Source organism: Halostella limicola (assembly GCF_003675875.1).
GTDB lineage: Archaea > Halobacteriota > Halobacteria > Halobacteriales > Natronoarchaeaceae > Halostella > Halostella limicola.
Genome location: NZ_RCDI01000003.1, coordinates 592,322 through 612,748 on the forward strand (window position 1 = coordinate 592,322; position 20,427 = coordinate 612,748).

Annotated in this window: 18 protein-coding genes; 11 read left to right on the plus strand and 7 right to left on the minus strand. The window is 69.0% G+C overall.

Going from position 1 to position 20,427, the window contains the following annotated elements; all coding sequences use genetic code 11:
* Position 1 precedes the first annotated feature (1 nt).
* A complete protein-coding gene (gene rpsB / locus D8670_RS16340; RefSeq protein WP_121819180.1) occupies positions 2–778 on the plus strand; it encodes a 30S ribosomal protein S2 in 777 nt (258 codons plus the stop codon).
* A gap of 117 nt (positions 779–895) precedes the next feature.
* On the opposite strand, the gene D8670_RS16345 is transcribed toward rpsB, so the two are convergent.
* The gene (locus D8670_RS16345; RefSeq protein WP_121819181.1) at positions 896–1,381 is read right to left on the minus strand and encodes a hypothetical protein; all 486 of its coding nucleotides are present in this window, start codon (positions 1,379–1,381) and stop codon (positions 896–898) included.
* A 108-nt stretch (positions 1,382–1,489) separates the two neighbouring features.
* On the opposite strand from D8670_RS16345, the gene D8670_RS16350 reads away from it, so the two are divergent.
* Genes D8670_RS16350 through D8670_RS16360 form a run of 3 tightly spaced genes read left to right on the plus strand, consistent with a single transcriptional unit; the run spans position 1,490 to position 4,599 of the window.
* Entirely contained in the window at positions 1,490–2,836 is a 1,347-nt protein-coding gene (locus D8670_RS16350) for a cytochrome P450 (RefSeq protein ID WP_121819182.1), read from the plus strand.
* Between the two features lie 24 nt (positions 2,837–2,860).
* The gene (gene mvk / locus D8670_RS16355; protein WP_121819183.1) at positions 2,861–3,874 is read left to right on the plus strand and encodes a mevalonate kinase; all 1,014 of its coding nucleotides are present in this window, start codon (positions 2,861–2,863) and stop codon (positions 3,872–3,874) included.
* Positions 3,871–4,599: an isopentenyl phosphate kinase gene (locus D8670_RS16360; RefSeq protein ID WP_121819184.1), complete on the plus strand. Its 729-nt coding sequence runs from the start codon at positions 3,871–3,873 to the stop codon at positions 4,597–4,599. Before mvk ends, D8670_RS16360 begins: the two co-directional genes overlap by 4 nt.
* Here D8670_RS16360 and D8670_RS16365 read toward each other — a convergent pair whose 3' ends face one another.
* The gene (locus D8670_RS16365) at positions 4,600–5,055 is read right to left on the minus strand and encodes a GNAT family N-acetyltransferase (protein WP_121819185.1); all 456 of its coding nucleotides are present in this window, start codon (positions 5,053–5,055) and stop codon (positions 4,600–4,602) included.
* Between the two features lie 143 nt (positions 5,056–5,198).
* On the minus strand, positions 5,199–7,637 hold the full coding sequence (locus D8670_RS16370) for a methyl-accepting chemotaxis protein (RefSeq protein WP_162994328.1): 2,439 nt from the start codon (positions 7,635–7,637) through the stop codon (positions 5,199–5,201).
* Between the two features lie 546 nt (positions 7,638–8,183).
* Here D8670_RS16370 and D8670_RS16375 point away from each other — a divergent pair.
* Entirely contained in the window at positions 8,184–9,530 is a 1,347-nt protein-coding gene (locus D8670_RS16375; protein ID WP_121819187.1) for an RNase J family beta-CASP ribonuclease, read from the plus strand.
* Positions 9,531–9,533: 3 nt separating this feature from the next.
* Positions 9,534–10,583 (plus strand): geranylfarnesyl diphosphate synthase, encoded by a 1,050-nt coding sequence (gene idsA3 / locus D8670_RS16380; protein WP_121819188.1) that lies wholly within the window; start codon positions 9,534–9,536, stop codon positions 10,581–10,583.
* A gap of 127 nt (positions 10,584–10,710) precedes the next feature.
* Here the strand turns inward: idsA3 and D8670_RS16385 are convergent, their stop codons facing one another.
* A complete protein-coding gene (locus D8670_RS16385; RefSeq protein ID WP_121819189.1) occupies positions 10,711–11,190 on the minus strand; it encodes a cupin domain-containing protein in 480 nt (159 codons plus the stop codon).
* A gap of 89 nt (positions 11,191–11,279) precedes the next feature.
* Positions 11,280–12,590, minus strand: coding sequence for an AI-2E family transporter (locus tag D8670_RS16390; protein WP_121819190.1), 1,311 nt, complete (start codon positions 12,588–12,590; stop codon positions 11,280–11,282).
* A gap of 170 nt (positions 12,591–12,760) precedes the next feature.
* On the opposite strand from D8670_RS16390, the gene D8670_RS16395 reads away from it, so the two are divergent.
* Positions 12,761–14,512, plus strand: coding sequence for a glutamate--tRNA ligase (locus tag D8670_RS16395; RefSeq protein ID WP_121819191.1), 1,752 nt, complete (start codon positions 12,761–12,763; stop codon positions 14,510–14,512).
* Positions 14,513–14,940: 428 nt separating this feature from the next.
* On the opposite strand, the gene D8670_RS16400 is transcribed toward D8670_RS16395, so the two are convergent.
* The gene (locus D8670_RS16400; RefSeq protein ID WP_121819192.1) at positions 14,941–15,282 is read right to left on the minus strand and encodes a hypothetical protein; all 342 of its coding nucleotides are present in this window, start codon (positions 15,280–15,282) and stop codon (positions 14,941–14,943) included.
* Between the two features lie 63 nt (positions 15,283–15,345).
* Positions 15,346–15,822 carry a DUF456 domain-containing protein gene (locus D8670_RS16405; protein WP_121819193.1) on the minus strand — a complete coding sequence of 159 codons (477 nt, stop codon included), beginning with the start codon at positions 15,820–15,822 and terminating at the stop codon, positions 15,346–15,348.
* A 102-nt stretch (positions 15,823–15,924) separates the two neighbouring features.
* Between D8670_RS16405 and D8670_RS16410 the strand changes: the two genes are divergently transcribed.
* Genes D8670_RS16410 through D8670_RS16425 form a run of 4 tightly spaced genes read left to right on the plus strand, consistent with a single transcriptional unit; the run spans position 15,925 to position 20,424 of the window.
* Positions 15,925–16,254 (plus strand): 4Fe-4S dicluster domain-containing protein, encoded by a 330-nt coding sequence (locus D8670_RS16410; RefSeq protein WP_121819194.1) that lies wholly within the window; start codon positions 15,925–15,927, stop codon positions 16,252–16,254.
* A gap of 12 nt (positions 16,255–16,266) precedes the next feature.
* Complete coding sequence (locus D8670_RS16415; RefSeq protein WP_121819195.1) at positions 16,267–17,115, plus strand: electron transfer flavoprotein subunit beta/FixA family protein; 849 nt, start codon at positions 16,267–16,269, stop codon at positions 17,113–17,115.
* A 2-nt stretch (positions 17,116–17,117) separates the two neighbouring features.
* On the plus strand, positions 17,118–18,773 hold the full coding sequence (locus tag D8670_RS16420) for an electron transfer flavoprotein subunit alpha/FixB family protein (protein ID WP_121819196.1): 1,656 nt from the start codon (positions 17,118–17,120) through the stop codon (positions 18,771–18,773).
* Positions 18,766–20,424 carry an FAD-dependent monooxygenase gene (locus D8670_RS16425; RefSeq protein WP_121819197.1) on the plus strand — a complete coding sequence of 553 codons (1,659 nt, stop codon included), beginning with the start codon at positions 18,766–18,768 and terminating at the stop codon, positions 20,422–20,424. The genes D8670_RS16420 and D8670_RS16425 overlap by 8 nt, the downstream gene beginning before the upstream one ends.
* The last annotated feature ends 3 nt before the right edge of the window (positions 20,425–20,427 follow it).

Sequence of the window (20,427 nt, forward strand, 5' to 3'; positions counted from 1 at the left end):
TATGGCAGACAACGACACAGATCAGGAAGGGCTCGACGCCGCCGAAGAAGAGGTCGACCCCGAGCCGGCCGAAGGGGCCGGCCCGGCGGCCGACACCGACGCCGAGCCCGCCGAGGAAGCGACCGCCGAGGACGCCGCGGAGGCGACCGAGGACGAACAAGAGGGTGCCCTCGACGAGGACGTCATGTCCGACGAGGAGGCCGACCTGCTCATCCCCGTGGAGGACTACCTCGGGGCGGGCGTCCACATCGGGACCCAGCAGAAGACCCAGGACATGGAGCGGTACATCCACCGCGTCCGGACCGACGGGCTGTACGTGCTGGACGTCTCGAAGACCGACAGCCGGATCCGCACCGCCGCGGACTTCCTGTCGAACTACGACCCCGAGCAGATCCTCGTCACCTCCTCGCGCCAGTACGGCCGGTTCCCGGCCGAGAAGTTCGCGGAGGCTGTGGGCGCTCGCGCCCGCACCGGGCGCTTCATCCCGGGGACGCTGACGAACCCCAAGTACGACGGCTACATCGAGCCGGACGTGCTGGTCGTCACCGACCCCATCGGCGACGCCCAGGCCGTCAAGGAGGCCATCACGGTCGGCATCCCGGTCATCGCGATGTGTGACTCCAACAACAGCCTCGGCAACGTCGACCTCGTGGTCCCCACGAACAACAAGGGTCGCAAGGCCCTCTCCGTCGTGTACTGGCTGCTGGCCAACGAGACGCTCGACCGCCGCGGCGCGGAGCCGGCCTACTCTCTCGACGACTTCGAGAGCATGGTCTGATTTTTCGGGAACGGCAGTTTCAGTTTTCTCGACTCGGCGATTCGCCCGATAGCGACGGATTTCCGAGGGGGATCGGACCGCGCTACTTTTCGACGCGGTCGTGTGCCGGCGACCGCGCTACTCTTCGACGCGGTCGTCCGCCGGCGTCCGTGCGTCCCAGTGCAGCGCCCACCCCGAGACGGCGGCGCCGACGGCGAACGCGGCGACGGCGACGTACATCGGCCCGAGGTGGACCAGGTGGTCGTAGCCGAACGCGGCCCCGAAGTGCGGCGGGATCGACACCACGAACGCGGTCGCCGTCGTCGCGACGGCGCTCGCCCACGCCCACGGATAGCCCCGGCGAACGCCGTACCACGAGAGACAGACGACGGCGACCCCGGTCGCCAGCGTGAAGCCGTCGAGCGCGAGGTGGAGGTGGTCGACGTAGTCCATCATCGCCGGGTCCGGGTCGGCCTCCGGGGCGAGCGAGTCGACGCCGACCTCGTAGCGGACGCCGTTTACCGTCCGCACGATCGAGAAGAGGGCGTATCCGACGAGTATCGCGCCGGCGACCGTCATCAACTGTGCTCCCACGTGGCGGGCTCGGTGGGTGTCGTCGCTCATCGGTCGTCGTACGTCGGCGAGTCGGGTAACTCTCGGCCCAAAGGACGCCGTCCGCCGCAGTGCGTATCGCCCCCGTCTTTCATGCGAGTCGAGTCCTAATCACTGTCGATGGCAGACACACCGCCCGGTCCGAAGGGGGAACCGCTGTTCGGCGACAGTCGGCGGTACGCCCGCGACCCGTTCACGTTCATCTCGGCCCTGGAGGAGGCCTACGGCGACGTCTCGCGGTTCGACATGGGGCCGATGGACACGTACGTCGTCTGCGCGCTGGAGACGGTCGAGCGGGTGCTCGTCTCTGAGTCCGACCGCTTCCGCAAGCCCGACTTTCAGGGCGACGCGCTCGGCGACCTGCTGGGCGAGGGACTCCTGCTCTCCGAGGGCGAGACGTGGGAGCACCAGCGCGACCTCGCGCAGCCGGCGTTCTCCATGCGGCGGCTGTCGGGGATGGCCGACCGGATCACCGACCACGCCGAGGACCGGGTCGCCGACTGGAGCCCGGGCGACGTGATCGACGTCGAGGACGCGATGACGCGGGTGACGCTGGACGTCATCCTCGACCTGATGATGGGCGTGCGGTTGCCGGAGGAGCGCGTCCGGACGATCCAGGCGCAGCTCGAACCGCTCGGCCGGCGGTTCGAACCCGACCCGATCCGGTTCGCCGCGCCGGAGTGGGCCCCGATGCCGGGCGACGCCGAGTACGAGCGAGCGCTCTCCAAGCTGGAGGAGGTGATCGACGGCATCATCGACGCCCGCGAGGGCTCCGTCGGCGACGAGGACGGCCCGACGGACTTCCTGTCGATCCTCCTGCGGGCCCGCGACCGCGGGGAGCAGCCCCCTGACCGGCTCAGAGACGAGATGATGACGATGCTCCTGGCGGGTCACGACACGACGGCGTTGACGCTGACGTACACGTGGTTTCTGCTGTCGGAGCACCCCGAGGCGGAGCGCCGCGTCCACGAGGAGATAGACGCCGTCGTCGGCGACGACCGCCCCGGCGCCGAACACGTCGCGGAGTTCGAGTACGTCGAGTGGGCGATCAAGGAGGCGATGCGGCTCTACCCGCCCGTCTACACGATCTTCCGGGAGCCGACCGAGGACGTGACCCTGTCCGGGTACGACGTCGAAGCGGGCACCTCGATCATGCTCCCGCAGTGGGGGCTGCACCGCTCCGAACGGTTCTGGGACGACCCCGAGACGTTCGACCCCGAGCGGTGGCGCCCGGAGCGCGCGAAAGAGCGTCCGCGGTTCGCGTACTTCCCCTTCGGCGGCGGCCCGCGCCACTGCATCGGCAAGCACCTCGCGATGCTGGAGGCCCAGATCATCCTCGCCACGGTGGCCGGCGAGTACCGCCTGGAGTTCACCGGGGAGACGCCGCTGACCCTGCTCCCGTCGCTGACGGTCCACCCCGAACAGGCGATGACGATGCGCGTCGCGGAGCGGTCCGAAAACCCCTAAGCACCTCGGCGCGCAGGCACCGGTATGACCGTTTCGAGCGCCCCCGGGAAGGTGTACCTCTTCGGGGAGCACGCCGTCGTCTACGGCGAGCCCGCGGTCCCCTGCGCGATCGAGCGCCGGGCGCGGGTCACCGTGGAGGAACGAGCGGACAGCAAACTCCGGGTCCACGCCGAGGACCTCTCGCTCGACGGCTTCACCGTCGAGTACAGCGGCGACGCCGGCGGCCGCCCGGACGTGGACGTCTCCGAGACCCTGGTCGAGGCGGCGATGGGCTACGTCGACGCCGCCGTCGAGCAGGCCCGCGACGCCGCGGACGCCCCCGACGCCGGCTTCGAGGTCACCATCGAGAGCGACATCCCGCTGGGCGCGGGGCTCGGCTCCTCGGCCGCCGTCACGGTGGCCGGCATCGACGCGGCGACGCGGGAACTCGGCGTCGAACTGTCGACCGAGGACCTCGCGGACCGCGCCTTCCGCGCCGAGTACGAGGTGCAGGAGGGGCAGGCCTCGCGCGCCGACACCTTCTGCTCCGCGATGGGCGGGGCCGTGCGCGTCGAGGGCGACGACTGCCGGAGCATCGACGCGCCGGACCTCCCGTTCGTCATCGGCTTCGACGGCGGCGCGGGCGACACCGGGAAGCTCGTCGCCGGCGTGCGCGGCCTCCGCGAGGAGTACGGCTTCGCCGCCGACACCGTCGAGGCGATCGGCGATGTCGTCCGGCGAGGCGAGCAGATCCTCGCGGACGCCGCCGAGGGCGAGGAGGGCGACGAGTGGCTCGCCGAGCTCGGCGACCTGCTGAACTTCAACCACGGCCTGCTGGAGGCGCTCGGCGTCTCCTCGCGGTCGCTGGACGCAATGGTCTGGGCGGCCCGCGACGCCGGCGCGCACGGGGCCAAGCTCACCGGTGCGGGCGGCGGCGGCTGCATCGTCGCGCTGGACGAGACCGAGGAGACCGAGACCGCGCTGAAGTTCACGCCCGGCTGCGAGGAGGCGTTCCGCGCGGAACTGGCCACGGACGGCGTCCGGGTGGAGTCGCGATGAACGTCCTCAAGCTCGGCGGCAGCGTCGTCACGGAGAAGGACCGCCCGGAGACGCTGGACGGTGCGGCGCTCGACCGCGCGGCCGACGCCGTCGCGGCCGCCGGCGACGACCTCGTCGTCGTCCACGGCGGCGGGAGCTTCGGCCACCACCACGCAGAGGAACACGGCGTGTCGACGACCGCGGGGACCAGAGACGCCGACGGCGTGCTCGCCATCCACGGCGCGATGACGACGCTCAACGGCTTCGTCGTCTCCCGACTGCGCGAACGCGACGTGCCCGCCGTGCCGGTCCATCCGCTCTCGGCGGCGTCCCGTGACGAGGCGGCGCGGCTCACGCTACCGACCGAACAGGTCGCGACCATGGTCGCCGAGGGGTTCGTCCCGGTCCTCCACGGCGACGTGATCGCCCACGAGGGCGAGGGCGCCACCGTGCTCTCCGGCGACGAGATCGTGACGCGCGTCGCCGAGGACCTGAACGCGGATCGGGTCGGCGTCTGCTCGACGGTACCGGGCGTGCTGGACGCCGACGGCGACGTGGTCCCCCGGATCGACTCCTTCTGCGACGTCGCGGACGCGCTCGGCGGGAGCGCGGCGACGGACGTCAGCGGCGGCATGGCCGGCAAGGTACGCGAGCTGCTCGCGCTGGACCGGCCCGCCTCGGTGTTCGACCTCGACGGCCTCCCGGAGTTCCTCTCGGGCGGGCGGCCGGGGACGACGATCGAGTAGTCAGAGCTCCGTCTCCACGACGTATCCCCAGCGCTCCATCCCCTCGTCCTCGTAGAACGACAGCGCCGCGTCGTTGCCCGCTCGACTCGCCAGCGCGACGTACTCGCAGTCCCGCTCGGCGGCCCACTCCTCGACGAAGTCGAGCAGTTCCGCGCCGTACCCCTCGCCGCGGCGGGGTTCGTCGACGACGAGGTCGTGGATCCAGGCGTGACGCGCGTGGTGGAGTACGCGCTGGACGGAGACGCCGACCACCGCGACGAGGTCGCCCTCGTCCCGAGATATCGAGTCGGCGGTAGCGCCCTCTCCCGCTTCGAACAGACCGAACAGTCGATAGTCGTCCTCCTCGCGCCACGACCGGACGAACGCCTCGGTCTCGTGGCTCCAGAGCTGTCGCAGGAGCGGGACGGCCGCGTCCCACTCGCCGTCCGTGGTCAGTTCGGCGACCCTGGTCGACATGGGCGTGGTCACGGTACGCGGGGGTATCAGCGCACCGCCGGTGAGATAACGGTTAGCACGCCCGTCGCCGCGGGCGCGGTCCGCACGAACCGATACGTGAGACGGAGCGACCGACCGGGGGGCTACGAAACCGCCGCCCTCGTCTACTGCTCGCCGAAGGTGAACTCGTCGACCGCTCCGTCGGACGACTCCTCGGACCGGGCGTCGGCCGCCCCGCCGTCCGACCCGTCGGACAGTTCGTCGATGACCTCACCGTCCGGGTGCGACGCGTCACCGGCGTCGACGTTCGCGGTGGTCTCGAACCGGTCGAGCGCCTCGGAGAGCTCGGCCGCCCGCTCGGCGAGGTCGCTCGCGCTGTGGGTCACCTCGCTCAGCGCGGTGGTCTGTTCCTCGGCCGCGGCGGCGACGTTCTCGGCTTCCGACGTGGTCTCCTGACTGATCGTCGCCACCTCGTCGACCATGGTCACGACCTCCTGCGTGGAGGCGGCCTGCTCCTCGGTCGTCGCGGAGATCTCCTGAACGCCGGAGTTGGTCTCCGCCGCGTAGTCGGCGATCTCCGCGAGGGCGTCGGCCGCGTTCTCGACCGCGTCGCGGTTCTCGGCGATGCGGTCGGCGGTCTGCTGGACCTCGCCCGCGGTGGCGTGGGTCTGGTCCTGGATCTGTTCGAGGAGCTCCTCGATGTCCTCCGCGGCCTCCTTCGTCTCCGCGGAGAGTTCCTTCACCTGCTCGGCGACGACGCCGAAGCCGCCGCCGGCGTCGCCGGCGCCCTCACCGCGGGAGGCCTCGATGTTGGCGTTGAGCGCCAGCATGTTCGTCTCCTTGGCGATGTCGGTGATGAGGTCGATGAGCTCGTCGACCTCCTGCATCTGCCCCTCCAGTTCCTCGATAGCGGCGATCGCGTCCGCGGAGTCGTCCTCGATCTGGGCCATGCGGTCGACCGCGGCCCGCGCCGCTTCGCGACCCTGCTGACCGGTTCTGGCGGTGCGCTCCGCGATGTCGGCCACCTCGTTCGAGGTCGCCGCGATCTCCTCGGTCGTCGTCGAGAGGTTCTCCATCTCCTCGTTGACGACCCGGAGGCTCTCGCTTTGCTCCTCGGCGCCGTCGGAGATCTCCTGGGTGGAGCTTGCGACCTGCTCGCTCGCGTTCCGGACCTCCTCGCTGGAGGCGGTCACCTGCTCGGAGGCGGCAGCGACGTCGCCGGCGAACGCCTTCGCCCGCGCCGTCGTCCGCTCTATCGCCTCGACCATCGCGTTGAACTCCTCCGCGATGTCGCGCATCGCCTCGTTCTCGCTCTCGGGGTCCATCCGCGCGCCCAGGTCGCCCTCGGCGCACTCGCGCATCACTTCGCGGTAGTCGTCGGCCTTCGACTGCAGGTGCGAGTTGATGCGCTCGGTCCGCTCGCGGGCCATCTGGGCCTCGTTGCGGGCCTCTTCGGCGCTGCGGATCTGCTCTTTCAGAGAGGTCCGCATGCCGTCGAACGAGTCGTACAGCCGGCCGATGCTGTCGATCCGGTCGCTCTCGAGGTCGACGTCCAGGTCGCCGTCCTCCATGCGCTCGGCCCTGTCCCGGAGCCGGTCGATCGACCTTGAGGTGTTCCGGCCGATGACGCCGCCGACGAAAACGATCAGGAACACGCCGCCGAGAGTGACGTAGGTCCCGTAGTCGCTCACCGTCTGCACGAAGCCGTACGCCTCGCTCTTCGGCGTGTGGACGACGAGGATGAACGGCGATCCGGGCTCCAGTCGCACCGCCGTGGCGACGTACTCCTCGTCGGCGTACTGCGACCCGGCCACTTCGGCGAGTGCCTCGCCGGGAGTGCCGACGTCGTGCACCTCGGGGTCGGTCGTCACCTCGTCGGTGGCGAAGTCGCGCTCGTTCCCGTACGACCGGTACAGCGTCGTCCCCTCGGGTCCGAGCACGACCTGCCCGTGCTCCGTCCCCTCGGCCCCCGGATAGACGATGAACGAGATGCGGCCGTCGTCGTCGCTCAGCAGGTCCGCCCGCTGGCTCATGTTCTGTCCCACGACGACGAGCTTGTCGCGGTTCTCCCCGTCGTCGACCAGCCGCTGGTACTGCAGGACGTTCGTCCCGTCGGCGGTCCGGTCGGCGATCGGGATCGTCTCGTACGCGAACATGTCCAGGTAGTAGCCGCCGTGGACGGACCTGTTCTCGTAGACGCCCTCGCCCATGCCGCCGAACTCCTGTGCCCAGTTCTCGTCGGAGGCGTTTATCGGCTGTCCGGTCAGCTCCTCGTTCGTGCTGTAGAGGACCGTGCCGTCGTCGACGTCGACGTAGTGGATGTGGTGGTTGCCCTCGATCCGCCGGTGCTGCGCTTCGAGGTACGCGCCGACGTCCTCCTGATGCGTGATCTCGGAAGATATCCTGTCGACCTTCAGGCCGGTGTTGTCAGTCTGCATCGCCACCTGTTGGGCCTCCTTTTGAGCGATCTCCTTCGAGTCCTCGTGGACCCGGTCCTGTACCTCGTCGGCCATCACGTTCGTGCCGACGAGGCCGACCGCGCCGACCGTCGCGGCGAGAACGAACAGCGCCAGCATGAACTTCAGCGCGTAGCTGCGACGCACGAAATCCGGTACTGCTCTCCGTATACTGTCCATCAAACAGTTATATAGAAAGAATGACAATAAACTCTTCGGAAGATTTTAGTTTCATGTCAACGATACCCTCCCGCCGCGAGTAATTGATCCCTTTTCGACACCTAATAGTCTTGCCTGCGTGCACTTCGCTGCGGTAAACTGTCATATCGTTCCAAGTGGTCGTTTCTCCGAGAGAGGAAACCCGCAGGACGCGGAATACTAAACTTATGTTACAGTTTGCCACGGCAATACGGTCACCGGGAACGATCTGACGACCGAGCGTTCCCCTGAGTCGTGCGGTCGCGGTCGCCGAGCGAACCACCACCGCTCGACCCACGCAGTTTTTAAGACGTGGGTGTCTAAAGGGAGATAACGGAAACCCGCGGGCAAGTGCGGGGCGGGACGACCGCCCTCGCATAGCGGGTGCGTGGCCGACGTGCTGTAAGACGCCGGGGTCAGGTATCCGGCACCCCGCTGGGTGTTTCAGTGAGCGACATTGCCACCTCGCGTGGCTTTCAATGCTCGGATCAAACCATGGAAATCGAAATCGCAACCATCGGCGGCTACGAAGAAGTCGGTCGGCAGATGACTGCCGTCCGCGCGGGCGACGACGTCGTCGTGTTCGACATGGGTCTGAACCTCTCGCAGGTTCTGATCCACGACAACGTCGAGACCGAGAAGATGCACAGCCTCGACCTGATCGACATGGGCGCCATCCCCGACGACCGGGTGATGAGCGAGCTCGAGGGCGACGTGAAGGCCATCGTGCCGACCCACGGCCACCTCGACCACATCGGCGCCATCAGTAAGCTGGCGCACCGCTACAACGCGCCCATCGTCGCGACGCCGTTCACGATCGAGCTGGTCAAACAGCAGATCGAGGGCGAGCAGAAGTTCGGCGTCGAGAACAACCTCGTGAAGATGGAGGCGGGCGAGACGATGAGCATCGGCGAGCGCAACGAACTGGAGTTCGTCAACGTCACCCACTCCATCATCGACGCGATCAACCCGGTCCTGCACACGCCCGAGGGGGCCATCGTCTACGGCCTCGACAAGCGGATGGACCACACGCCGGTCATCGGCGACCCCATCGACATGAAGCGGTTCCGAGAGATCGGCCGCGAGGACAACGGCGTCCTCTGTTACATCGAGGACTGTACGAACGCGAACAAGAAGGGGCGCACCCCCAGCGAGGCCGTCGCGCGACGCCACCTCAAGGACGCCCTCTACAGCATGGAGGACTACGACGGCGGCATCGTCGCGACGACGTTCTCCAGCCACATCGCGCGCGTCCGGAGCCTCGTCGAGTTCGCCAAGGACATCGGCCGCCAGCCGGTGCTTCTGGGCCGCTCGATGGAGAAGTACTCCGGCACCGCAGAACGGCTCGACTTCGTCGACTTCCCCGAGGACCTGGGGATGTTCGGCCACCGCAAGTCCGTCGACCGGACGTTCAAGCGGATCATGAAGGAGGGCAAGGAGAACTACCTGCCCGTCGTGACGGGCCACCAGGGCGAACCGCGCGCGATGCTCACCCGGATGGGCCGCGGCGAGACGCCGTACGAACTGGAGGACGGCGACAAGGTCGTCTTCTCGGCGCGGGTCATCCCCGAGCCGACGAACGAGGGCCAGCGCTACCAGTCCGAGCGCCTGCTGAAGATGCAGGGCGCGCGCATCTACGACGACATCCACGTCTCCGGCCACCTGAACCAGGAGGGCCACTACGAGATGCTCGACGCGCTCCAGCCCCAGCACGTCATCCCCGCCCACCAGGACATGAGCGGCTACTCCTCGTACGTCAACCTCTGTGAGAGCGAGGGGTACAAGCTGGGTCGCGACCTGCACGTCACCCGAAACGGTAACCTGATCCAACTCGTCGAGTGAGCCATGACTAGTCCCGAGGCGCGCGAAGAGACGGTGCTGGCGGCGGTCGGGAAGCGGCGCGAACTCGTCAACGAGGCGATCACGGAGGAGCTGCCGGTCGTGGAGCCCGAACGCCTCTACGAGGCGTCGCGGTACCTCCTCGACGCCGGCGGGAAGCGCCTCCGGCCGACGGTCGTGCTCGCCGTCGCCGAAGCGCTCGCCGACGAGACGCCCGAGACGGCCGACTACCGGTCGTTCCCCGACCTGACCGGCGACGCGGTCGACGTCATGGCCGCCGCGGTGAGCGTGGAGGTCATCCAGTCGTTCACGCTGATCCACGACGACATCATGGACGACGACGACCTCCGTCGCGGCGTCCCGGCCGTCCACCGCGAGTACGACCTCGAGACCGCGATCCTCGCGGGCGACACGCTGTACTCGAAGGCGTTCGAGATCATGCTCGACACCGGCGCCCCGGCCGACCGGATGGTCGAGGCGGTCGACACGCTCGCGAACGCGTGCACGCAGATCTGCGAGGGCCAGTCGCTCGACGTCGAGTTCGAGACCCGCAGCGACGTCCTCCCGGAGGAGTACCTGAAGATGGTCGAACAGAAGACCGCCGTCCTCTACGCCGCGAGCGCGGCGATCCCCGCGCTCCTGCTCGGCGCCGACGAGGAGACGGTCGACGCGCTGTACGGCTACGGGCTCGACGTCGGCCGCGCGTTCCAGATCCAGGACGACGTGCTCGACCTGACCGTCCCGAGCGACAAGCTCGGCAAGCAGCGCGGGAGCGACCTCGTGGAGGACAAGCGGACGCTGATCACGCTCCACGCCCGCGAGCAGGGCGTCGACGTCGAGTCGCTTGTCGGCACCGACGACGTGGACGCCGTCACCGAGGCGGAGATCGACGACGCGGTCGCCGAACTGGAGGCGGCCGGCAGCATCGAGTACGCCCAGGAGACGGCCCAGGAACTCGTCGAGAACGGGAAGGACCGCCTGTCGGTCCTGCCCGACAACGACGCCCGGCGTCTGCTCGAGCAGATCGCCCACTACCTCATCGAACGCGGCTACTGACTCCGGGGCGCGCTTCTCGCCCTCGGGACTCCCCGGCGCACAGCGACGGTGCCGTCGGTCCGTCCGGCGGACCCGGCGGAGCGGCCGTCGTCGCTGGCCGCGGAGCGCGGGTCGCGCCGAGCGGCCGTCACTCCTCGTCCGTCCAGTAGTCCACCGCGTCCCCGGTCCGGTAGTAGCCGTGGACGCTGCGCTCGCCCTCGCCGCCCGGCGGGGCGCCGACGAACACGCCGATCTTCTCCGAGTCCGGGTACACCGTCACCTCGGGATCCTCCATCGTCGACGTCATCAGGTACCTGAGCGTCCCGTCGGAGTCGTTGACGACCCGGTGGGCGCCGGACTCGTCCGCGGGGAGCGCTACGTAGTCGCCGGCCGACAGCGACACCGTCTCCCCGGCGAGTCGAAGCGACCCGCGCCCGTCGAGGACGTACAGCGCCTCCTCGTTTTCGGTGTGGTAGTGGTACGGCCACGCCCGCTCGCCCGCCGGGAGCTCGTAGAGGCTGCAGCCGAGGCGGTCGCCGCCCGCGGCGTCGCCCAGCTTTTTGCGACGCAGCGTCATCCCGTCCTCGTCGAGCGTCGTCCACTCCAGATCGGTCTCGTTGACCTTCATGCGTCCGGGAACGCGTCGCCGCGCAAAAAACGACGGGGCGAGCGGCGGGGAGTTTCGGCGGGCCGAGACGCGAGCGATCGGCCGAGCCGTCAGTCAGTCGGCGTCTCGTCGGAGGAGCCGTCTGCCGGCGCGTCGTCGCCCCCGTCGTCATCCGGCGCATCGCCGGACACTCTATCGGACGGGCTCTCAGACGACGATCTGCCGTCCGCGGCGTTCTGTTCCGCGGACTCCGGCGGAAGCGCCTCGTCGTCGGCGTCGGGAGCGTGTCCCGCCGGCGGGTCGAGTTCCTCCGGCGGCGCCGCCGCGGGCTCGGGCGTCAGGGACTCCCCGCGGACGAGCTCCGGCAGGATGATCCGGGCGAACTCCACGACGAGGACGACGATCAGCGGGCCGAGGAAGAGGCCGTACCAGCCGAACAGCAGCGGGCCGAAGATGTACGCGAAGAGGACGAGGCCGACGTGGAGGTCCCGCCCGGAGATGTACGGGCGCAGGAGCACCTCGGGGACCGTGTCGACGAACGTGAACACGACGGCGGCGAAGAAGAGGCCGAACCAGACCAGCGCCGGGTCCATCACGACCGCGGCTGCGGTCAGGTACAGCGCGACGGGCACCCAGACGATCTTCATGCCGACGATCGGAACGAGGCTCCCCGCGCCGGTGAGGAGGCCGAGCAGGGTCGGCACGGGGACCGCCAGACCGGCCGGTGCGATCAGGTTGACCGCGTTGTACACCAGCGTGCCGACGACGGCGTTGGCCGCGGCGAAGAGGATGTTCCCGAAGTAGATCGACTCCAGATTGCGGTCGACGGCGGTGAGGTACGCCTCCGTCGCGGAGCCCTCGCCCGCGAACTCCTCGCGGAACCACCACGCGAGCCGCCGGTCGTCCCGCAGGAGGTAAAAGCCGATGGCCAGCGCGACGAAGAGGTGGAGCAGGACGTTGACGACGACGCCGAGGTAGGTCGTGACGGCCTCGACGACCTGCTGGACGCCCTCGACGGAGCCGAACTCCAGCAGCTGCTGGGGGTTCTCCGTCAGGATCCCGAGGATCTGCTGGGGGTCCTGGAGCCACTCGACCTGCATGTACGGCTCGAGCGCCGCGGTGTACTCGAGCGCGTTCGGCGCGACCTGGGCGAGCTCCCGCGCGCCGACGACGACGGTGTAGCCGAGCAACACGAGCACCGGCATCGAGATGGTGAGCAGGGAGACCATCGCCGCGAGGCTGGCCGGCTTGACGCGGGTTCGCGTGCGCCGATGGATCCGCCGCGTCGCGTAGTAGACGAACAGCCCCAGTACGAAGGTCCCGACGTACGTGTAGACGACGAAGGCCAGCGCGACGAACAGGAGGGCGGCGACCGCCCACCACGCCAGGCGGTTGCGGTCGAGAGGGGACGCGTCTGCCATGCGGCGGGCTACCAAGCGAACGCACAAGAAAGTAGGGAGGGCCGCGGACGGGACTCGCCCGCCGCGCACAGACTACTGCCGCCCGCGAAGAGAGCCGCTCCGGTCGGCGTCCCGCCGTCGCAGGGACGGATCCGCGGGGGTTTTGACGGCGGCACCTGTACCCGGACACAATGGACCAGGAACTCCGAGAGCGGATCGAGGCGGCGGCGGAGAAACACGCCCTGCTCAACGCGGTGAAACACGAGAGCGACGCCGACGTCGGCGCGATCATGGGCCCGATGATGGGCGAGAACCCCGAGTTCCGGGAGCATGGCGACGAGGTGCCGGGCGTCGCGGGCGGGGTCATCGCCGAGGTGAACGACCTCTCCCACGAGGAGCGCGTCGAGCGCCTCGAGGCGATCGCCCCGGAAGAACTGGCGGAGATCCTGACGGAGGACGAGGGCGACGACCAGGTCCTCCCCGACCTGCCGAACGCCGAGGAGTACGACGAGATCCGGATGCGGAGCGCGCCGAACCCCAACGGCCCGTGGCACATCGGCCACGCGCGGATGCCCGCCGTCATCGGGACGTACAAGGAGATCTACGACGGCTGGTTCTGCGTCCGCTTCGACGACACCGACCCCGAGACAAAGCGGCCGGACCTCGACGCCTACGACCAGATCCTGGAGGACATCGAGTACCTCGGCTTCGAGCCCGACGCCGTCTACCGCGCCAGCGACCGGATGGAGACCTACTACGACCACGCCCGCGAGCTGATCGAGAAGGGCGGCGCGTACACCTGCTCGTGCCCGCAGGGCGAGTTCTCCGACATGAAAAACAGCGGCGAGGCCTGCCCGCACCGCGACAAGGACGCCGAGACCACGCTAGAGGAGTTCGAGGCGATGGTCGACGGCGAGTACGAGAGCGGCGAGATGGTGCTGCGGGTCCGGACCGACATCGAGCACAAGAACCCCGCGCTCCGCGACTGGGTGGCGTTCCGCATGATCGACACGCCCCACCCCCGCGAGGAGGCCGCGGAGTACCGCTGCTGGCCGATGCTCGACTTCCAGAGCGGGATCGACGACCACCTCGTCGGCGTCACGCACATCATCCGCGGCATCGACCTGCAGGACTCCGCGAAGCGTCAGCGGTTCGTCTACGACTACTTCGACTGGGAGTACCCCGAGGTGCTCCACTGGGGCCACGTCCAGATCGACGCCTTCGACGTGAAGATGTCCACCTCGACGATCAAGCGGCTCATCGAGGAGGGCGAACTCGACGGGTGGGACGACCCGCGCGCCCCGACTGTCGCAGCGTTCCGTCGGCGGGGGATCCGCGGCGAGGCCATCACCGAGGCGATGGTCGACCTCGGCACCTCCACGAGCGACGTCGACCTCGCGATGAGCGCCGTGTACGCGAACAACCGCGAGCTGATCGACGACGACGCGAACCGCTACTTCTTCGTCCGCGCGGGCGGCGAGGACGGGGACCACGAGGCGGTCGAACTCCCCGTCACCGGCGACGCGCCGGCCGAGGGGACCCCGCCGGTCCACCCCGAGCACGAGGACCGCGGCCGGCGGTCGATCCCGGTCGACGACGCCGTCATCCTGGAGGCCGCCGACCTCCCCGCCGAGGGCGAGAAGCTGTGGCTGAAGGGGTACGGTCCCGTCGAGTACGCGGGCGACGAGCTCCGCTTCACCGACGACGACATCGACGTGGTCCGGGAGGGCGACGCCGACGTGGTCCACTGGGTGCCCGCCGACGAGAACGTCTCCCTGCGCCTCCGGACGCCGGACGGCGACGTGACGGGCTACGCGGAACCCGGGTTCGGCGACGTCGCGGCCGACGAGATGGTGCAGTTCGTGCGCGTCGGGTTCGCGCGGGTCGACGGGCACGGCGAGGCGGGCGGCGACGAGTCCGTCGCGTACTTCGCCCACGAGTAGGCCGCTCGCGGTTCGGGGGCTCGCGGCCGCAGTCGCCCACCTCCACGGGCGACCGGATTAATTTTCTCTGCTGAACTCTCTCCCTCGCTTTGGTTTTCACACGCCAATACACAGCTATCGTCCATAGTTTTTAATTATGGACGCGGTCTACACCCAGTCGCCGGCCGAGAACACCACCGACGGTCGGCGTCCTAGGGTGGGACCATAGGAACCGAGAATCCGCGGTAGCGTACGGCCAGCAAGCGGCAGACCGCGTATCACCGGAAGCACCGCCCGCGAATCGACCCACGGAACACGCCGCACGTGTTCGCATCCGGTCCGACGGCGGGAGGACTGACCGGCCCCTCCCGCGACGGTCGTGGGCGTCTTTCACCACCGTCCCACGCCGTTCTCGCTGGCGCTTTTGTCTCTCGATCCGTACCGACCGGTCAGTCGCGTTCGCGCTCGAAGGCGACCCCGGCCGTGAACCCGACCCCTGCGAGGCCGAACCCGAGCGCCGCGACGGTGAGGTTCGGCGTCGGTTCGACGCCGTTCAACAGCACGAACGCGCCGAACGTCGTCACGCCGGCGAACAGCCCCGACCACAGGTTCCCGCTCGCCCCCCACGCGTCAGGGTGGCGGAGCGCGACGGCCGTCGCGACGGCGTACGTCTGCGCGACGCCGACGAGGAGGAGGGCCGACCAGGCGTCCGGCGACGCGGCGAGATAGAGGGCGCCGGTCACGACGGCGGCGACGAAGACCCCGAGAGCGTACCGCTTCGTCCGATCCATACGGGACGTACCGGTCCTGAGGGGGATAGCCTTTATGTCCGGTTCGCCGCGGCGAAAACAACCTCAGATAACTACGACCAGAACGAACGACACGAGCATCGCGGTCGTCAGCACGACCTGCATGAACGTCGACCCGAGCATGCCGACGGTGGCGTACACCGCCGCCTTCGCGCCCGCCGACCGGCTCTTGCCGCGGTAGGCCTCGACGAGGAATATCGTGACCGCGACGGCGACCAGCGCGCCGAGGGGGCCGACGACGAACAGCGTCACGACGGCGGCGACGGACCCGAGCAGCGTCGCCACCCACGACGCACCGCCGGCTTTCGCCGAGATGGCCCCGGCGAAGTAGTCGACGACCACGACGAGCAGGCCGATGAGGGTGAACGCGGCGAGCGCGAGGGTCCCCGGCTCGCCCGTCGTCCACCAGTAGACGTACACGCCGGACAGCGAGAGGACGGCGCCGGGTACCATCGGTACGACGCTCCCGACCACGCCCGCGACGAGCAGCGCCACGGCCAGCACGGCGACGAGTTCGACCATACCCGAGGATAACGCCGCGGAGACTAAGGTTTGGTCCCACATTAACGTTCGTGCAAAATTTTTTGAGGTACACCGGTGTACGGTATGTGAGGGTAGTTATCAATGGCCATCGATCCGAACTTCGAGGAGAACCGCGAGGTAGTCGACGAGCACGAGGGTCACGACGTGTGGGGCCCCGTCGAGGAACCGGAGACGTTGGGGATCCACGGCACGCACGTGGCCGTGGACTTCGACATCTGCATCGCCGACGGCGCCTGTCTGGAGGACTGTCCGGTCGACGTGTTCGAGTGGGTGGACACCCCCGACCACCCCGAGAGCGAGATCAAGGCCGATCCCGCCAACGAGGCCCAGTGTATCGACTGCATGCTCTGCGTCGACGTCTGCCCCGTGGACGCTATCGACGTCGACGCCGGACGGCAGGGACGGGCCTGAGGTGGTCACGGAATGCGAACGGTCGTTCTGACCAAGGGAGTCCCTGACTTCCGCGAGGGGCAGGTGTCGTTCGACGAGGACGGGCATCTCGAACGGGGCAAGACGCCGACGGTGATGAACCCGAACGACGAGCACGCACTGGAGGCGGCGTTCCAGACGAAGGTCCGCCACGGCGGCCACCTGAGCGTGATGAGCATGGGGCCGCCGGGGTACGAGGAGGTCCTGCAGGAGGCGATGGAGTCGGTGTACGCCGACGACCTCTACCTGATCTCGGACCGCGAGTTCGCCGCCGCGGACACGTGGGCGACGGCGATCACGCTCACGACCGCGATCGAACACTTAGAGGACCAGCCCGACCTCGTGTTCGCGGGGTTCAAGACCGCCGACGGGGAGACGGGCCACACCGGTCCGCAGGCGTGCTGGGGGCTCGACATGCCGATCCTCACGCACGTCGTGTCGCTGCGCGTCGACGAGGGGCGAGTCCGCGCGAAGCGCCTCGTCGAGGGCGACGTCGAGGAGATCGAGACCGTCGAGACCGACCTGCCGGCGTTCGTCGTCGCGGACCCCGAGTTCGAACCGACGTACCGCCGCGCCGAGCACCGCCTGACGCTGAAGGACCTGCGCGAGGAGACGCGCGAGCGCGCCGAGAACTACGACGACCATCTCACGGTCTGGGACCACGAGGAGCTGAACCTCGACCCGGACTACGTCGGCCTCGACGGGTCGCCGACCATCGTCGAGTCGGTCGACCCCATCCCGAAGGCTCCCGCCGAGCGCGAGGCGACGATGGTCGACCCCGACGACCCCGACGCGATGAGCAAGGTCGTCGAGGAACTGACGCCGTACGCCGGAGGTGACTGACAGTGCCAGCGATAGACCCCAGCGAGTACGACGTGCCGGAGCTGACGAGCGAGATCAAAGACATCGAGGACGTAGCGGAGTTACGGGCCATCCTCGACGCGGAGGAGGCGGGCGAGGACCGCGCCGCCGCGAAGACGGTGATCGAGTCCCGGATCGAGAAGTTCAGCGAGGACGAGGACGGCGACGAGGAGATCGACCCCACGGAGCTCACCGTCGCCGAACTCGGCAACGCGATCCAGGGGCTAGACGACGTGGAGCGCCTCCGCGCTATCCTCGACGCGGAGGAGGGCGGCGACGACCGCGACAGCGCGAAGAAGCTCGTCCAGAAGCGGATCGACTCCGTGACCGAGGACGAGGGCGAGGACGAGGAGGAGCAGCTTCCGCCGGAGGAGAAACACCCGGAACTCGACCACCCGACCGCCGACAAGCGCCACGTCCGCGCGATAGAGGACGGCACCTACGGCGACATGTGGGTGTACTGCGAGACCCAGCGGGGCGAGCTCATCGACTGCTCGCGCGAGATGCTGGGCAAGGCGCGGGAGCTGATGGACGAGTACAACGACGACTACTCGGAGGACGAGCGGGTCGTCGCCGTCCTGATCGGCGACGACGTGGAGCGCCTCGCCGACGAGTGCATCTCCTACGGCGCGGACGTCGTCGTCTACCACGAGGACGAGCGCCTCGACCGGTTCCGGCACAAGTCCTACGCGCAGGTGTTCTGCGACATGGCGCGGTGGGGCGGCGACCCCGGCGAGGGCAACCCCGACCCCGCCGACTGGCGGGACTACGACGAGCCGCGCTACGTGCTGTTCCCGGCGACGAACAACGGCCGCGACCTCTCCGCGCAGGTCCAGGCGGAGCTCGACTCCGGGCTGGCGTCGGACTGCTCGGGCCTGTACATCGAGGAGGTCACCATCTCGAACCCCGTGAAGACGGGGAGCGCGGGCTCGAAGAAGGAGTTCGAGCGCGTCCTGCACATGAAGCGCCCGGACTTCTCCGGGTTCGAGTACTCGACCATCCTCTGTCTGGACAACCCCGACCGGGACTTCCACCCGCAGGGCGGGTCGGTCATCCCGGGGAGCTTCGAGGTGCCCGACCCCGCCCCGGAGCGTCAGGGCGAGGTGGTCGAACACGACCTCGACCTGCAGGACGACTGGTTCCGCGTCGACGTCACCGACTACGACCAGCTGGACGAGGGCGTCGACCTCACCGGGCACGACGTCGTCGTCGCGCTCGGCCGCGGCATCGGCGACGACCCGACGCGGGGCATGGAGCTCGGCATCGATCTGGTCGATGCGTTCGACGACGCCGCACTCGGCATCTCGCGGGGCATCGTCACCTCCTCGTACCAGTTCGAGGGCCACGTCGAGCGCTACGCCGCGGAGGAGCGCCAGATCGGCGAGACGGGACAGATCGTCGAGCCGGACCTCTACGTCGCCGCGGGCATCTCCGGGGCCATCCAGCACAAGGTCGGGATGGACGAGTCCGACACGATCGTCTCGATCAACACCGACCCCGACGCCGACATCCGGGACTTCTCGGACTACTTCGTCGAGGGCGACCTGTTCGACGTGCTGCCCGAACTGATCGAGGCCGTCGAGCGCGGCGAGTTGCCGAAAGCCATCGCCGACGGCACGGGAGGTGACGGCGATGACTGACGCCGAGCACTACGAGGCGGTCGTCGTCGGCGCGGGGCCGGGCGGTGCCGCGGCCGCGGCGACGCTCGCGAGAAACGGCGTGGAGACGCTGGTGCTGGAACGCGGCGTCGACGCGGGGTCGAAGAACGTCAGCGGCGGCCTCATCTACGCCGAGGAGTCCGCGCCGTACACCATCGACACGCTGTTCCCCGGCTTCCGCGGCGCGGCCTCGGAGCGCCCGGTCACGAAGTACTACCTGCACAACGTCGCCGGCGACAGGGTGAAGACGTTCGACATCACCGACCTCCACGAGCACGACACGGAGTGGTCCGACGCCGTCCTCCGGCGGAAGATGGACTCGTGGCTCGCGGAGCGGGTCCACGAGATGACCCGCGACGCGGGCGGCGGCCTGCTGACCGACGTGCGGGTCAACGGCCTCCTACGCGACGAGGGCGAGATCGTCGGCGTCACCTGCGACGAACTCGATCCGATCCGCGCGGACCTGGTCGTCGCGGCCGACGGCGTCAACTCGGAACTCGCCCGCGACGCCGGACTGATGGACTGGGAGGAGCCCGAGGAGTGGTTCCAGGGCGTCAAGGCCGTCGTCGACGTGCCCGACGTCGACGAGCGGTTCGACCTCGGTCCCGACGAGGGGGCGGCCCACCTGTTCTCGGGCGACCTGTTCGAGGGCGTCCGCGGCGGCGGGTTCGTCTACACGAACCGCGACTCGCTGTCGGTCGGCACCGTCTTCCACCTCGACAGCCTCGTCGCCGAGGAGGCCGAGCCCCACCAGCTGCTCGACGCCCTCCTCACCCACCCCCTGCTCGCCGACTGGATCGGCGACGAGTACCGCGAGCGCGAGTACGCGGCCAAGCTCGTGCCGGACTCGAAGAAGGTGGCCCACCGCAACCCTCACGAGGACCGCCTCGTGCTCGTCGGCGACGCCGGCGGGCAGATGCAGGCGCAGGGGCCGATCATCAAGGGGATGAACCACGCCGTGACGGCCGGCGCGCTGGCCGCCGAGGCGTACGTCGAGGCGAAGTCCCGCGGCGACACCGACAGCGCCGGCGAGCGCTACGCGAAGAAGCTGCGCGACGAGGGCGTGATGGACAAGCTCCGCCCGAAGCGATACGAGGTGGCGAGCGCCCTCGGCGAGAACGAGCGCGCGACCGACCTCGCCGACCGCGTGCTGGAGTCGACGGTCGGCCGCCTCGGCGTCCGCGCGCTCGGCGACCGGCTGGAGGCGCTGTACTCCTCGCCGTTCCTCGCGATGCTCGCGCCGGACACGCGCACGCCGTACGTGACGATGCCGACGGTCATCGCGGAGGAGCTCGGGACGCGCGTCCACGGCACCGCCGACTACGAGCCGCCGGATCTCGCCGACCGCATCGGGGAGCTCACCTACGACACGGACGTGGGCAACCCCCACATCGAACTGCTGGACAACTCCGCGGAGGCCAGCGGCGCGGCGGTGCACGCCTGCCCCGTCAGCGCGAAGGACTTCGGCGGCGGCTGCTACCGCGAGGAGACGGTCAAGGTCAACGGCCACGAGGAGACCGCCGTCAGCCTCGACACCCAGCCCTGCGTTGAATGCGGTACCTGCGCCATCGTCGCGGATACCGACTGGGAGCACCCCCGCGGCGGCAAGGGCGTCGAGTTCCGCGAGGGGTGATCG